Annotated in this window: 14 protein-coding genes; 8 read left to right on the forward strand and 6 right to left on the reverse strand. The window is 54.1% G+C overall.

What is annotated here, in order from left to right; all coding sequences use genetic code 11:
* Nucleotides 1-81: 81 nt before the first annotated feature.
* On the reverse strand, nucleotides 82-510 hold the full coding sequence (locus tag E7745_RS12925) for a hypothetical protein (RefSeq protein ID WP_136409002.1): 429 nt from the start codon (nucleotides 508-510) through the stop codon (nucleotides 82-84).
* 81 nt (nucleotides 511-591) lie between these two features.
* Between E7745_RS12925 and miaB the strand changes: the two genes are divergently transcribed.
* From miaB to E7745_RS12940, 3 genes are all read left to right on the forward strand, one after another.
* The gene (gene miaB, locus E7745_RS12930) at nucleotides 592-1,932 is read left to right on the forward strand and encodes a tRNA (N6-isopentenyl adenosine(37)-C2)-methylthiotransferase MiaB (RefSeq protein ID WP_107031337.1); all 1,341 of its coding nucleotides are present in this window, start codon (nucleotides 592-594) and stop codon (nucleotides 1,930-1,932) included.
* Nucleotides 1,933-2,008: 76 nt separating this feature from the next.
* Nucleotides 2,009-2,614, forward strand: coding sequence for a YqgE/AlgH family protein (locus tag E7745_RS12935; RefSeq protein ID WP_168182140.1), 606 nt, complete (start codon nucleotides 2,009-2,011; stop codon nucleotides 2,612-2,614).
* Nucleotides 2,615-2,859: 245 nt separating this feature from the next.
* Complete coding sequence (locus E7745_RS12940) at nucleotides 2,860-3,396, forward strand: 30S ribosomal protein S16 (RefSeq protein ID WP_107031335.1); 537 nt, start codon at nucleotides 2,860-2,862, stop codon at nucleotides 3,394-3,396.
* Nucleotides 3,397-3,589: 193 nt separating this feature from the next.
* On the opposite strand, the gene E7745_RS12945 is transcribed toward E7745_RS12940, so the two are convergent.
* The 5 genes from E7745_RS12945 to E7745_RS12965 form a co-directional block, all read right to left on the reverse strand.
* Nucleotides 3,590-5,641 carry an AAA family ATPase gene (locus E7745_RS12945; RefSeq protein ID WP_136409004.1) on the reverse strand — a complete coding sequence of 684 codons (2,052 nt, stop codon included), beginning with the start codon at nucleotides 5,639-5,641 and terminating at the stop codon, nucleotides 3,590-3,592.
* 47 nt (nucleotides 5,642-5,688) lie between these two features.
* Nucleotides 5,689-7,389, reverse strand: a complete 1,701-nt coding sequence (locus E7745_RS12950) for an outer membrane protein transport protein (protein WP_107031333.1) — start codon at nucleotides 7,387-7,389, stop codon at nucleotides 5,689-5,691.
* A gap of 45 nt (nucleotides 7,390-7,434) precedes the next feature.
* Nucleotides 7,435-8,466, reverse strand: coding sequence for a hypothetical protein (locus tag E7745_RS12955; protein ID WP_136409005.1), 1,032 nt, complete (start codon nucleotides 8,464-8,466; stop codon nucleotides 7,435-7,437).
* Nucleotides 8,467-8,559: 93 nt separating this feature from the next.
* A complete protein-coding gene (locus tag E7745_RS12960) occupies nucleotides 8,560-9,870 on the reverse strand; it encodes an ABC transporter permease (RefSeq protein WP_107031331.1) in 1,311 nt (436 codons plus the stop codon).
* A gap of 51 nt (nucleotides 9,871-9,921) precedes the next feature.
* Entirely contained in the window at nucleotides 9,922-10,857 is a 936-nt protein-coding gene (locus tag E7745_RS12965) for an ABC transporter ATP-binding protein (RefSeq protein ID WP_107031330.1), read from the reverse strand.
* A 167-nt stretch (nucleotides 10,858-11,024) separates the two neighbouring features.
* Here E7745_RS12965 and E7745_RS12970 point away from each other — a divergent pair, with 167 nt between their 5' ends.
* The 5 genes from E7745_RS12970 to E7745_RS12990 all read left to right on the forward strand — a co-directional run bounded on the left by E7745_RS12970 (nucleotide 11,025) and on the right by E7745_RS12990 (nucleotide 14,273).
* Nucleotides 11,025-11,519 carry an RNA polymerase sigma factor gene (locus E7745_RS12970; RefSeq protein ID WP_124076017.1) on the forward strand — a complete coding sequence of 165 codons (495 nt, stop codon included), beginning with the start codon at nucleotides 11,025-11,027 and terminating at the stop codon, nucleotides 11,517-11,519.
* 60 nt (nucleotides 11,520-11,579) lie between these two features.
* Nucleotides 11,580-12,152: a hypothetical protein gene (locus E7745_RS12975; RefSeq protein WP_124076018.1), complete on the forward strand. Its 573-nt coding sequence runs from the start codon at nucleotides 11,580-11,582 to the stop codon at nucleotides 12,150-12,152.
* 78 nt (nucleotides 12,153-12,230) lie between these two features.
* Nucleotides 12,231-13,145: an aspartate carbamoyltransferase gene (gene pyrB, locus E7745_RS12980; protein WP_123399017.1), complete on the forward strand. Its 915-nt coding sequence runs from the start codon at nucleotides 12,231-12,233 to the stop codon at nucleotides 13,143-13,145.
* 79 nt (nucleotides 13,146-13,224) lie between these two features.
* Nucleotides 13,225-13,686, forward strand: coding sequence for an aspartate carbamoyltransferase regulatory subunit (gene pyrI, locus E7745_RS12985; protein WP_107031326.1), 462 nt, complete (start codon nucleotides 13,225-13,227; stop codon nucleotides 13,684-13,686).
* 26 nt (nucleotides 13,687-13,712) lie between these two features.
* Entirely contained in the window at nucleotides 13,713-14,273 is a 561-nt protein-coding gene (locus E7745_RS12990) for a flavin reductase family protein (protein ID WP_107031325.1), read from the forward strand.
* Nucleotides 14,274-14,275 lie beyond the last annotated feature (2 nt).

The raw sequence follows: 14,275 nt of genomic DNA on the forward strand, positions 1-14,275 counted from the left end.
TGAATTTTCTTTAGGAGGTGAAGGAGAGATTTATTTTTCGAATGATCGGTTTTGATTTTTGTTCTGTTCTATCTGTAGAGGCTAAAATTTACGCTGGAGAATCTCACTGTCAATTATAGCCCGGCGCCAGCGCTGATAATGCTCGCTCAGATCCTGCTCTTGCTTTCCGGAGGCAAAGACCTCCTGGTTCTTTCCGGCTTCGTCAATCGGGCTCTCGTCGAATATCGAGCCTACTTCGTCAGGCAATGCCGGCGGCTGCTGTGACAGGCGGCTGATCCCGGCATCCGCAGGAGTCTGAACACAGCTGACCGGCAGAGGCGGCTTGCGCTCCGCCTTCTTTGGCTTGCGCCTGGGTTTTGGGGCCACTGTCCGGGCTGTGGTTTCTGATGCCTGAGCGGAGCCGAAAATTTTACCCGCAACGCTGTCCGCTCTCTGTTCCCTCTTCTTCTTGAGGTACTCAAAGAACGAACCGACACCGAATACTATCAGGAATAATATCAGTTTCTCCATTGCCCGTTGCGCGGTTTTTCTTAATTTTGTAGCAAAATTACGGATTCTTATGCTTTTCGCCAAAGTTTCCACCTTAAAAATATGACACAATCACGTAAATTACATATAGAAACCTATGGCTGCCAGATGAATGTGGCAGACAGTGAAGTCGTGGCCTCCATCATGGAGACCGTAGGCTATGAGATGGCGGCTACTCCGGAAGAAGCTGACGCTGTGTTGCTCAACACATGCTCTATCCGCGACAACGCCGAGCAGAAAATAGTCTCCCGCCTGGCCTACCTCGCATCGCTCCGCAGAAAGCGCTCCAAAGATCTGCCGAAACTCATCATCGGAGTGATCGGTTGCATGGGCGAGCGAGTCAAAGAGGAGCTGATCGAACGTCACGGCGTTGATCTCGTGGCCGGACCTGACTCTTACCTTGACCTTCCAAACCTTTTCGCTTCAGTCGAAGCCGGAGAAAAGGCCGTCAACGTAGAGCTGAGCACCACAGAAACATATCGCGACATTATACCCGCCCGCATCACGGGCAACACCGTCTCAGGCTTCATCAGCATCATGCGCGGATGCAATAATTTCTGTTCCTACTGCATTGTCCCCTACACCCGCGGCCGCGAACGTTCGCGCTCGGCCGAAAGCATCCTGGCTGAACTCGCCGATCTCCGCTCCCGCGGCTTCAAGGAAGCCACCCTCCTCGGACAGAACGTCAACAGCTACCGCTACGAGACCGAAAGCGGCGAGACCATCGACTTTGCCCGCCTGCTGGCAATGGTAGCCGATGCAGCCCCGGAAATGCGCATCCGCTTCACCACCTCGCATCCCAAGGACATGTCTGACGAAATCATCGCAGTCATAGCCTCAAAGCCAAACGTCTGCAAACACATACACCTGCCCGTCCAGTCAGGCTCCGACAAAGTGCTCAAGGCCATGAACCGCAAATACACCCGCGAGTGGTATCTCGGACGCATCGAGGCAATCCGCCGGGCAATTCCCGACTGCGGAATCTCCACCGACCTTTTCACCGGATTCCATGACGAGAGCGAAGAAGACTTCCAGGAAACTCTCTCGCTCATGCGCGAGGTGGGCTTCGACTCCTCATTCATGTTCAAATACTCCGAACGCCCAGGCACACTGGCAGCCCGCACCATGCCTGACAACATAACCGAAGAGGTGAAGATCGACCGCCTAAACCGCATGATCGCCGTGCAGAACGAACTCTCGCGCGATAGCAATGCCCGCGATGTAGGCAAGACTTTCGATGTGCTGGTCGAAGGAGTCTCCAAGCGTTCACGCGAACAGTTTGTGGGACGCAACCAGCAGAACAAGACCCTTGTCTTCCCCCGCGGCGACTATCGTGTGGGCGACACGGTCAGAGTCCGCGTGACCGGCTCATCGTCCGCCACACTCATCGGCGAGCTCGCCTGAGCGCACCGTGGCTATATCCATGCGCACACCGGACTCAGCCCGGACAAGAGGCTGTCAAAAAAAAAACAATCAGGCCATGCTCGACTTTGAATCACTGATTTTCAACATAGACATAAACCGGAGTGCCATTCCGCACGCCGGATCGCTTCTTGTCGCCGAACCGTTTCTGAGAGAGCGCTACTTCCACCATTCCGTCATCTGCCTTGTCGACTACGAAGAACGCGGATCAGCTATGGGCATAGTGCTCAACAACCGCACCAGCTACACACTTCAGGACCTCCTTCCCTCCGTCACCGCATCGGTCACGATACCCGTCTACTGCGGCGGTCCGATGTCATGCGAGCGGCTGTATTTTGTCCACACGCTCGGCGATCTGATCCCCTCGTCGCGCGAGATAGTCGACGGTCTTTATATCGGAGGCGATTTCGACACCATGATCTCCATTGTCAATGACGGCTATGCCCTTGAAGGTAGCATGCGCTTCTTTATCGGATACAGCGGTTGGGGAGTGGAGCAGCTCGACGAGGAACTGCGCAAAAACGTATGGGCCGTCACCGACATCCCATCCGTCAGCGATCTGCTTCGTGGAGAGGAAGACCCCTACTGGCACCGCATTGTCCGCTCGATGGGAACGCCATACAGAGGCTGGCTCTACCACCCCCGTAACCTACAGTCAAACTAATACGCAGCAACTGCCACTTCCACCACACAATAGTAGCCATATCCATTCCGACGGCTTGCAAGATCCCGGCCACGGCTCCCGCAAGCCGTCCTTTTTCCGGACCTGAGCAGACAAAAAGCCACCACAGATGTTAAATATACTTAAATACAATCCCAATCCACCGCATTGTCAGGCCTCAACGGTTGGCAATCACGCGCAAAAGCAGTAACTTTGCGCCCGAATTAATCAATACAAATCACAAATTAATGGCAACAAAAATCAGACTGCAACGTCATGGTCGCAAGAACTATGCGTTCTATCCTATTGTTATCGCCGATAGCAGGGCACCACGAGATGGTAAATTTATTGAAAGGATAGGTTCTTATAATCCGAACACTAATCCTGCTACAGTAACTTTGAACTTCGAGCGTGCTTTGTATTGGGTTAACGTTGGTGCTCAGCCCACCGACACCGTACGCACCATCCTCTCTAACGAAGGTGTTCTTCTCATGAAGCATCTCCAGGGCGGTGTGAAGAAAGGCGCTTTCGACGAAGCTGAAGCTCAGCGTCGTTTCGAAGCCTGGAAAGCTCAGAAGCAGCAGACTGTCGACAAGTTCCGCGCTTCTATGGCCGACAAGAAAGAGCTCGACGAAAAGGCTCGTCTTGAAGCTGAAGTAGCTAAAAACAAAGCCAAGGCTGAAGAAGTAGCCAAGAAGAAAGCCGAAGCTGCTGCCGCAGCTGCCGAGGCTGAAGCTGCAGCAAACGCTGAAGAAGCTCCCGCCGAAGAGGCTGCTGCTGAATAAGCATCTGGCTCCGCATCGGAAACAGGTCTCTGCGCCTGATCCATATGTGCAAAACCAAACAGAGGTTGCGTCTTGTATTCACCACGACGCAACCTCTTTTTTTATGCTTTTATGGATGAAATCTAAGAAACTGTTTAAACTCTTATCGTAAATTTTAAATAGCTTCTTGGAGAGTCGAGCCTCGTGACGCCCCTCACTTGCGCAGACGGCGCGCTATTTCTCTGTGATGGTGGGCCGAGGATTTATCGCCGGCAGTGTCATATATGTCGGCCAACAGCGAATGCAGACCGTGAAGCGCCTGACGCGGACAGTCGGCGGTCTCGCTCAGCGACAGAGCCACCAGGCAGCGGTCCATAGCATTATGCACATCATCCATGCGGTAATAGGTCATTCCCATGCGCACCATCGCATCGAAATTAGCCGGATCGAGCCTCACCACCTCTCCCAGATCATCAAGCGAACGACTGTAATCCTCAAGAGTGATGGCTGCGAGCGCACGGCCGTAAAGCGCCGGGATATGGCCCGGCAACAGAGCAAGAGCCTTGTCATAGTTCGCTATGGCCGGCAGAGGCATCTCGTCTATACGGCAGTCATCGCCAAGCGAGGTGTACTCCATAGCCATGTCGCGGAAACGCTCGCGGTCAGCAGCTATATCCGACTCAAGCTGCGCTACCCTCTCTCTGAGTTTGCCGATCACGGCCAGTTTGCTTCTGGCAAGCCTCATGGCACTCTTGTTGTCAAGAATGCTTTTCGCTCTCAGTCCTTCGGCAAACAGATCGAAAGCCTCGCTGAAATCCCCCTCGTCGGCCTTGGCGAGAGCATTTTCGTAACACTCCTCGGCATGAGCCTTGCGCATGGCCCCGTCAATCAGTATCGGATCGTTGAACGAACGGCTAAAATTCAGAATGGCCGGATTCACAAAGATATCTCTCTCGGCCACGGTAGACCTCAGCGTCAGTCCCTCGAAACTCCGGCAGCGTGAGAGCGCTACATAAGTCTGTCCGCCGGTAAATGCCCCGCGGCCAAGGTCGATTATGACATTGTTGAACGTCAGCCCCTGGCTCTTATGGATGGTAAGCGCCCAGGCCAGCTTCACCGGATACTGCGTGAAACTGCCAAGCTCCGTCTCTATGATCTTGTTGGTTTTCTCATCAAACGAATACTTTATATTCGACCACTTTTCGGGTTCCACTTCATGGATTTCGCCGTTTTCAAGCCTCACTTCAAGCAGATCCTGCGTGAGAGTGGTCACAGTGCCGATCGTGCCGTTGACCCAGAATCTGTCAGGCGAATTCTTGATGAAAACCACCTGCGCACCCTCTTTCAACGACAGTTCCAGATCCGTAGGGAGCGAATTCTCAGGGAAATCTTTTTTTATCTCGCCGATAAATGTAAACACCGGCTTGTCAATGGCCTCCAGACGCGATTCGTTGATCTGATCAACCATATCGCGGCGCGAGGCCAGAGTCATGGTGGGTTTCTCCTCCCCCTCCACAGGCAGAGACAGCGCCACGCAGCGCGAGTTCAGCCGCGAGATATCGGCGGCCGTAGCAGCGCCCATACGTATCCGGTCAAGAAGTTCCACGAATTCACCCTGGCTCTGACGGTAGATCTTGCGCAGTTCTATCGGCACGAGATTTATCCTGTCAAACGCATGGGCCGAGAAGAAAAACGCATCGCGGTAAAACTTGCGCAGTATATCGCGCATATCGCCAGTAAGCACCGGTTCGAGCTGAAACACGTCGCCCACAAAAAGCAGCTGCTTGCCGCCGAACGGCTCCCGCTGGTTGCCCGAATAGGTGCGCAGCAGCAGATCCACGAAATCAATTATGTCGGCCCTCACCATCGAGATCTCGTCGATAATTATCAGTTCGAGCTCGCGTATGAGTTTCACAAGGCTTCCGGGATACTTCATTCGCTCCTTGATGCGGTTTGGCGCGAAGTCAGGATCGCCGGGCACTATAGGCTTGAACGGAATCCTGAAAAACGAATGGAGAGTGACCCCGCCCACATTCACCGCCGCGATTCCGGTCGGTGCGAGCACCACATATTTCTTACGGGTATGGGCAGTGATATAGCGCAGGAAAGTCGATTTTCCCGTTCCGGCCTTGCCGGTCAGGAAAATCGACTGTTTGGTGTGCTGCAACAATTCCCAGGCTTTGATGAATTCGGGATTGTCGAGATCTATGTTGTCATTCCGATCCGCGACTATGCGTCGGGCAGGTCGCGAACTCTTTTTTGCCATTCGTTTTGCGGGCTGTTAAAAAGCTGTTGTGAATAAATCAGTTGTTATCAGAAGCGCACGCCTACGGTGAGCACAAGCGAGTTGTTGTCATCCGAAACCTTTCCGGTCGGTGCAGGCACGTAGTAGTCGGTGCCATACTCGTTGTAGTTCGAAAACGCGCTGTACTTGGCCGAACGGTGGCGGTGGACATAGGCCAGATCGGCATACACATTCTTATAGCGGTAGCCGATACCGCAGGTCACATACTGAGTGGCCTTGTCAAAGGTGTACGAGGGCTGAGTCTCGGTGTCGTCAGGGCCGGAAGTGTAGACATCGTTGGCATCTATCGCCTGTCCGTTGGTGGTATATCCGGTCATAGCCGTGGTAGTCACGGGAGATGATTCATAGGAATAGCCGGCGCGGAGGCTGACCTGTGGTGTCACGCGATACTCCAGACCGAGACGCATGATGTTGGTAGCCTTGTAGTAGTTCTTGATATCACCGTTGACATCGGCGAAATCGGTGCCTTCATAATCCTGGACCTTGATGTCATTGCTTGCGCGATATTCATAGTCGGCACTGATGATTGCGCGTCCGCCTATCACACCGGCCGCTCCGACCATGAAGCGCCACGGAGTGCGGCATTTCCAGTCGAATTCACGCATATAGCCGTCATCCGTAACCGCTGTGCCGGAAACCGGCTCGGCATATTCGGAAGAATCGTAGAGATAACCCAGCTGGCCGCTGCCTTCATATGAAAGATTATAATAGGTGGGAGTATGCACTGCCACACCGATGCGGAATTCATTGACCGGCTTGAGGATCACACCCGCTTTGAAATTGAAGCCGCTTCCCCAGATGTGCTTATAGTTCGCAAGAGTATAGTCAGCCGTACCGGTGACAAAGCCGCCGTCATAGGCCGATCCGGGAACCATAGCATTGTTGATGCTCTCTGAGTAGTATGAACGCGAACGGAACTCCACGTCAGTAATTCCGAAGCCTATGCCCCAGAACACCGTATTGGAGATATTGCCACCGAAGTCTATGGCATATTCGTCTACATAGCCTTTCTCCTCGACCTCCACAGATGCTAAGCCAGAAGACTTCTGATAGTCATAGAGACCGTTATAAGTGGAGCTGTTGGCGGTAAGCGGATTGATGGCTCCGGCAGTGTACATCAGAGTGCTCAGCCAGGGCGCATAGGGATTTCCGTTGTAGTCGTCCCAGTAAGGATTATAATCGCTGCCTTCCACAAACTGCATCTGCTGCGGAGGTATGCCGCCGTTGTTGACAAACGTGCGGTTGGTATTGTCAGCCACGAAGTTGCTCAGCGAGGTATTGATCGAACCGAGCGATCCGCGGTAGCGGCGGTCAAACGAGGCCGCACGCGAATAGCTCACACCCCAGTTGAAAAACGGCATCACCGAATTCGACCCAAGGTTCACGGTGCCGATATAGCCGAAATTGTTGCAGGCCACACCGGTGTGGTTCCAACTTTGGGAACCTGCTCCGGCATTGAATTTTCCGGATTTGAAGGTGACATCGAGAGTGGCCGTGATGTCACTGCTGCGGTAGACACCGATACCGCCGGGGTTCTGATTGAGTGTCGAGATATCACCGCCGAGAGCGGTAAACGCACCGCCCATCGACATGAAGCGGGCACTACCCCGCATATCGGTCTGCGAAATCGAAAACGCATCGAGTGCAGTCTGGCCCATCATTGCTGACGGAAGAGCTACCAGCATCCCTGCCAATACTTTCTTGTTCATAAGCTGAAGTTTGTGAGTGTGAGTGTTTTTGTGTTATACTTCTGATCAATGACGACCGCGTCCGCCGCGGCTGCCACCGCCTGACCCCATTCCGCTTCCGCGGCTACCGCCGCCGTAACTGCCGGAGCCATAGCTGCCTGTGCCGTAACGGCCGCCGATGCTGTTGGGATTGTAATTGTTGTAGTTGCTGTTATTGTTATAATTGTTGTTATTGTTCGGACGCTGATTGGTGGCCGGACGGCGGTTGGTGGTCACGTTGGGCCGACGGTTGGTGACTGCCGGCTGACGGTTGGTCGACACACCCGGACGGCTGTTTGTATAGCCGTAAGATCCGGGACGCCGTCCGCTTGACGACGGACGGGCGGCACTGCCCACACCGGGATGACGGCCGGCAAGAAGATTCGGAGCGCGACGCGGACCGGTATAGACCGGACCTCCCCAGCCCCAGCCCGGATGGCCCCAGCCTGGACCCCAGCCCGGATAGCCCCAACCCGGACCCCAGCCCGGATAAGCCCATGACGGTCCCCATCCCCAGGCCCAGTAAGGATCATACCATGATCCCCAGTACCATGCCGAGTTCCAGCGCCAGTAGTTGTTATACCAGTAAGGCGATGCCCAGGCGTTGTAGGGATAGAAATAGTCATATCCCCAATAGGCCGACGGGGTATTCACGTAGATATTGACCTGGTCGGGCTCCATATAGTAGATATTGGCCAGTTCCTCATCTCCTGAACCGCTTACAATCTCCGGATTGTAGAACTGCTCTATGCGTCGGGTATAGGCAAAGTCAGTAGCGGTAGTGTCGGCCGTCAGAGAGTCGGTCGCAAAAATTCCGCGCCGGTTATAGTCATCGACGCTGATGGTGCGGGTGCCGCTGACCATATAATTGTCAGCCGACGGATAGTCATAGACCACAACTGCGGTCCTATTATTGTTCTTTTTGGCCGTTTTCTGGGCTGGCTTGCTGGCTTTGGAGGCGTCGAAATATATGTCGTCATCGTAATACGACTGTGCCGACACCGCTCCGGCTGCAACCAGAGTTCCGGCTAAGAATGTGAAAATACGCTTGATATTCATAGTGTGTGAGAGATATTGTGATATAGTTTAGACAAGCGAGCGTCTCAAAAGTTTAATCGCGCGCGTATATATTTTGCTTTTCATGCTTTCGCCCTACTTATATCTGATCCACCTGACAAGTTCCTTGACCGAAGGCTTTTTGCCATACATGAAGATGCCCACGCGGTAGATCTTTCCGGCAAGCCAGACCATAGCCACAAACCCCGCGGCAAGAAGCACGAGCGACAACGCTATTTCCCAGCCCGGAATCCCGAACGGTATGCGGGCCACCATCACCATCGGCGATGTCAGCGGGAACATCGACATCCAGAACGCCACGCTCCCCATCGGGTCTGCGGCGGCCACCATTGCAAAAATCAGTCCGAAGAGAATCGGAAACACGGCCAATGATGTCAGCTGACTGGCATCCTGAATATTGTCGACGGCTGATCCTACGGCTGCGAAAATCGACGAATAGAGCAGGAAGCCGAACACCAGAAACACCGTCATCAGCGCCATCAGCGTAACAATATTGCCGACATTACCGAGCATCCCGATGGCCTGGATGATCTCGATTGACGAAGAATCGCCCACCTGGTCGAAATGGCCGCTCTGCACAGCCGCCACATCGGCCATCGCATCGGCCGGAACAAGCGCTGGAAGCACGAAGGCCGACATGACCGAGAGCAGCACTCCCCAGATAACCATCTGCGTCACTGCCACAAGCGCCACGCCGATGATCTTGCCCATCATCAGCTGCACGGGCTTCACTGACGAGACCACCACTTCGAGCACACGGTTGCCCTTCTCCTCGATTATGGATGTCATCACCATCTGCCCGTAGATCAGCAGGAACATATAGAGAACGAAAGTCATGGCAATGCCTATGCCGTAGCTGAACATCGACGAGTTGCTCTCCTCGCTGTCTTTGTCGGCGCGCACAGTGGTGAGGCTTACATCGCTCTTCACGCTGCTCAGAATCTCATCAAGATTTTCGATATTGTAAGCCTTGAGCCGATGGGCCTCGATGATGCTGTTGATGCGGTCAGTGATTCCGGCCTCAGTGCCTACCGATGACGGACCGCTGGTGTAGTACTTCAGCCCGGCACGCGGATTGTCGATGATATTCTCAGGAATCACCAGCACCGCGTCTATGCCCTCGCGGGTCAGCGCCGAATCCACCGTGGCATCGACCGCCGGACAGAATCTCAGATCTTCCGAACTTCTCAGCTCCGGCAGTATCACCCTTGTATTGTCGATCACAGCCACCGTAGCGGCCGACGAGTCGACATAGCTCATGATCAGCGCCGGCATGGCCATCAGCAGAAGCATCAACAGAGGCATCAGCAGCGTGGTGATGATAAAACTTTTCTTTTTGACGCGCTCCATGTATTCGCGCTCTATCACTATTCCTATTTTTGACATTGTGATGTTTTCTCCGTTTGTTTATTAATCGTAAAATTTACCCGCTGATTCCTATCGGCAGCTTTCGTCTTCTCTGACAGCTCTGATGAATATATCGTTCATCGAGGCTATGCTCTCGCTTATGCCGGCAAGCCTCACAGAGTCATTGGCTATCGCTATCGCATCGCGCAACCCGACGCCTTCTTTCAGATGGAATGTCAGTCTGCGCCGTCCCTGCAGCTGATCGGCCGCCGTGACTTCAAACTCATTGCCCACAGACTGCAGAGCCTCCATCAGGCTGCGGTCATCGCCCTCGTAAAGAAGATCATAACGGTTGCCGAAATACTTCCGACGGATCTCTTCCACATTTCCGCTCAGTATGTTGCGGCTCTTGTTGATCAGAGTGATATTGTCACAGATCTCCTCGACCGAAGCCATGTTGTGGGTCGAGAAAATCACCGTGGCACCCTCTTCCTTGAGCCTGAGTATCTCGTTTTTAAGCAACTCGGCATTGATGGGGTCGAAACCGGAAAAAGGCTCGTCGAAAATCAGTAGCTTAGGCCGGTGTAGCACCGTGATTATGAACTGTATCTTCTGTGCCATACCCTTTGACAGCTCCTCGACCTTCTTGTCCCACCAGTCGAGAATATCGAAGCGCTCAAACCACTCGCGCAGGCTCCTCGTGGCCTCATGCTTCGGAAGCCCCTTCAGGCGAGCGAAAAACAGAGCCTGCTCTCCCACCTTCATTTTCTTATAGAGACCGCGCTCTTCGGGCAGATAGCCTATGTGACAAACATCGGCCTCGGTCAGCTGATGGCCGTCGAGAAGCACACGGCCGCTGTCAGGAGCGGTGATATGGTTGATGATGCGGATGAGAGTGGTCTTGCCCGCGCCGTTGGGGCCCAGCAGTCCGTAGACCTGACCTTCGGGAACGCTGAGCGAGACATTGTCAAGCGCACGGTGTGACGAATAGCTTTTGCTGACGTTTTCTACCTGTAGGATGTCCATGTTGTGATAACTGGTATATTCTTTTATAGCTTTCTGATATTTTTTTCTTCGTTAGACGCAAAATTACCGAAAAAGTTTCAATCCGCTGTAACTTTTCTGCCGAATTCGCGTCTAATGAAGAAAACCATCACCCACTTCCCCCCAGTAAACCCCATCAGCAGCATCACATGCGACAGAGCGAAAAAGAATCCCGGTTCATGAAGGTTGTCAATGACAGCCGTCAGCTTATATGCAAGGTCTGTTACATGTATGCCACCGACCGCGACCACTTCCAGGACCTCTATCAGGAAGTTCTCGCAAACATCTGGGTGGGCCTCGACTCCTTCCGTGGCGAGGCGGCGATATCAACCTGGCTCTACCGCACGGCCATCAACACCTGCGTGACATTTTTCCGCCGCCACAACACCCACGCCACCTCAATGACCTCTCTCGATTTCGCTGCCGACCTCGCAGCCGACGACGGCAGCGCCAGAGCCGAACAGCTGCGAGAGATGTACAGCCTGATTTCAGGCCTCGACAAACTTGACAAAGCCATTATATTAATGTGGCTCGACGAACGCTCCTACGACGAGATCGCAGAAGTGACCGGATTCACCCGCAACAACGTGGCCACCCGGCTCCACCGCATCAAATCGCGGCTGGCCCGCCAAAGCAACCGCTGACACCATCCACCACCTCCCCCCCGACCTGAATTTACCAAAGACCCCAAAGCACAACCCATCATGAATATCGACGATTTGAAAAGCAACTGGAACTCCATCAGCTTCCCTCCCGGCTACGGCGGCGTGCCGGAGACAGCCGAACTGATGTCGCGCGTCAGAGCCGGCCGTGTCTCCACTCTGCGCGATCGTCTCGCCTCCATCAGCTTCGCACTGACCATGCTCTGCCTGATGGGTGTACTGATCATGGTTCCATACTTCGCGGCCACCCCGACTCTGGCCATCCTCGCCATATGCTTCTTCATATTCATAGGCTCGTTACACCTTCGCAACTACCTCCGTGTGCGCCGCCTCAACTTCTCGATCATGTCGGTCCGCGAAGCCCTCGCCGCCGTCTGCGCCATCGAGACATCGAGAGTACGGCTCAAAGCCATAGCCATGACACTCGCCTTCCCGCTGCTGCTCTACATGTGTTTCACATTCTCATCGCTCTACGGCCACCTGATGTTCTACGGCTGCCTTGCAGGAGGAGTCATCGGAGCCACCATCGGCTTCTTCATCAACCGCAAATCGATGACAATCATCCGCGAAATGCGCCGCCAGCTCTCCGACTCCGAAGCCACGGATAAAAATTAATCTGAAAATTCCCGCCGTTTTATCCGTCGGATTAGACGAAAATTCTATAAATTTGCAGTGAACTCACATTTCACTGCAATGAATAGCAAAAGTCTTGTTTCAATCAGCGATATAGGCCGCGATGAAATCATGTCGCTTCTCGACTCGGCCCGTCGCTTTGAAGAGAATCCAAACCGGCGTCTGCTTGAAGGGCGCGTAGTCGCAACCCTGTTCTTCGAACCGTCAACACGCACTCGCCTGAGTTTCGAAACCGCTGTCAACCGTCTCGGAGGCCGTGTGATAGGCTTCTCCGACGCCAACACCACAAGCTCATCAAAAGGCGAGACCCTCAAAGACACTATCAAGATGGTCAGCAACTATGTGGACATCATCATCATGCGCCACTATCTCGAAGGTGCCGCCCGCTACGCCTCCGAAGTCACTGACATCCCGGTAATCAACGCCGGCGACGGAGCAAACCAGCACCCCTCCCAGACAATGCTCGACCTCTACTCGATCTACAAGACACAGGGAACCCTCGAAAATCTCACCATCACCCTCGTCGGCGACCTCAAATACGGCCGCACAGTCCACTCTCTGCTGATGGCGATGAGATATTTCAACCCCACCTTCCGCTTCGTGGCATGCGAGGAACTCGGAATGCCGAAAGAATACAAGATCTTCTGCGACGAAAACGGAATCCGCTACACCGAACACCGCGACTTCTCACCGGAAGTAATCAACACAAGCGACATCATCTACATGACCCGTGTGCAGCGCGAACGATTCGCCGACATCATGGAATATGAGCGCGTCAAAGACCTCTACAATCTCAACAGCGCCATGCTGACAGACGCCCGCCCCAACATGCGCATACTCCACCCACTGCCCCGCGTCAACGAGATAGCACAGGATGTCGACGACAACCCCCACGCATATTATTTCGAGCAGGCCCGCAACGGCCTCTACGCCCGCCAGGCCATAATCTGCCGCGCACTCGGCATCGAAGCCTGACCCGCGCCGGCGCATCTCACCACCTCTCCCCTCACTCCACCCCTCTAACACCACACTCGAAATAAAACAACCATCACCCATGACCGTCTCAAAACAAGAACTCGCAGTAGCCGCCCTGCGCAACGGCACCGTGATCGACCATATCCCCTCGGCCTCCCTCTTCAAAGCCGTCAGAATCCTCGGAATCGAAAACCTCACCGGCGCAGTGACCATTGGCTACAACCTCGACAGCAAGAAACTCGGCACCAAAGGCATCATCAAGGCCGCCGACGTATTCTTCCCCGAATCGACCCTCAACCGCATAGCGCTGATAGCACCATCGGCGGTAGTCAACATCATCCGCGACTATGAAGTAGTGGAAAAATTCCCCGTCTCACTCCCTGACACCATTGTAGGCATCGTCAAGTGCGGCAACCCCAAATGCATCACAAACAACGAACCGATGCGCACACGCTTCCACGTAATCAACCGCGACGACGTGACAATCAGCTGCCACTACTGCTCGCAGGTTGTAAAAAGCATCGACGCAAAAATAATCTGATCCATCCCCCCGCAGCCACGCCCCCGATGAAAACATCCTGGAAACCCGGCACAATGATCTACCCCCTTCCGGCCGTATTGGTGACATGCGGCACGGAAGAACGCAGCAACATGCTCACCGTAGCCTGGACAGGCACCATCTGCACCAACCCGCCGATGTGCTACATCTCAGTGCGCCCCGAACGCCACTCCTACGCCATGATCAAAGAACAGATGGAATTCACCATCAACCTGACCACAACCGCAATGGCCCGCGCCACCGACTGGGCAGGAGTCCGCTCAGGAAGCGACTACGACAAATGGAAGGAAACCGGGCTCACTCCCGTCGCCGGCCAAAAAGTCAGCTGCCCCTCCATAGCCGAATCGCCCCTCTCCATCGAATGCCGCGTCAAAGAGATAGTAAAACTCGGAAGCCATGACATGTTCATAGCCGACGTCATCAACGTCCTCGCCGAAGAAAACCTCATCGACCCCGCCACCGGAGCCTTTGACCTCGCATCGGCCGGACTCCTCAACTACTCCCACGGCCACTATTTCGAGCAAGGTCCTGAAATAGGCCGCTTCGGCTGGAGCGTAAAGAAAAAATAACC

It is taken from the genome of Duncaniella sp. C9, assembly GCF_004803935.1.
In the GTDB taxonomy this organism is placed as follows: Bacteria; Bacteroidota; Bacteroidia; order Bacteroidales; family Muribaculaceae; genus Duncaniella; species Duncaniella muris.

What these genes read in the sequence shown, in the direction of transcription:
- E7745_RS12925 (WP_136409002.1), bottom strand. Translation starts at nt 510, where the DNA reads ATGGAGAAACTGATATTATTCCTGATAGTATTCGGTGTCGGTTCGTTC.
- miaB (WP_107031337.1), top strand. Translation starts at nt 592, where the DNA reads ATGACACAATCACGTAAATTACATATAGAAACCTATGGCTGCCAGATG.
- E7745_RS12935 (WP_168182140.1), top strand. Translation starts at nt 2,009, where the DNA reads ATGCTCGACTTTGAATCACTGATTTTCAACATAGACATAAACCGGAGT.
- E7745_RS12940 (WP_107031335.1), top strand. Translation starts at nt 2,860, where the DNA reads ATGGCAACAAAAATCAGACTGCAACGTCATGGTCGCAAGAACTATGCG.
- E7745_RS12945 (WP_136409004.1), bottom strand. Translation starts at nt 5,641, where the DNA reads ATGGCAAAAAAGAGTTCGCGACCTGCCCGACGCATAGTCGCGGATCGG.
- E7745_RS12950 (WP_107031333.1), bottom strand. Translation starts at nt 7,389, where the DNA reads ATGAACAAGAAAGTATTGGCAGGGATGCTGGTAGCTCTTCCGTCAGCA.
- E7745_RS12955 (WP_136409005.1), bottom strand. Translation starts at nt 8,466, where the DNA reads ATGAATATCAAGCGTATTTTCACATTCTTAGCCGGAACTCTGGTTGCA.
- E7745_RS12960 (WP_107031331.1), bottom strand. Translation starts at nt 9,870, where the DNA reads ATGTCAAAAATAGGAATAGTGATAGAGCGCGAATACATGGAGCGCGTC.
- E7745_RS12965 (WP_107031330.1), bottom strand. Translation starts at nt 10,857, where the DNA reads ATGGACATCCTACAGGTAGAAAACGTCAGCAAAAGCTATTCGTCACAC.
- E7745_RS12970 (WP_124076017.1), top strand. Translation starts at nt 11,025, where the DNA reads ATGCGACAGAGCGAAAAAGAATCCCGGTTCATGAAGGTTGTCAATGAC.
- E7745_RS12975 (WP_124076018.1), top strand. Translation starts at nt 11,580, where the DNA reads ATGAATATCGACGATTTGAAAAGCAACTGGAACTCCATCAGCTTCCCT.
- pyrB (WP_123399017.1), top strand. Translation starts at nt 12,231, where the DNA reads ATGAATAGCAAAAGTCTTGTTTCAATCAGCGATATAGGCCGCGATGAA.
- pyrI (WP_107031326.1), top strand. Translation starts at nt 13,225, where the DNA reads ATGACCGTCTCAAAACAAGAACTCGCAGTAGCCGCCCTGCGCAACGGC.
- E7745_RS12990 (WP_107031325.1), top strand. Translation starts at nt 13,713, where the DNA reads ATGAAAACATCCTGGAAACCCGGCACAATGATCTACCCCCTTCCGGCC.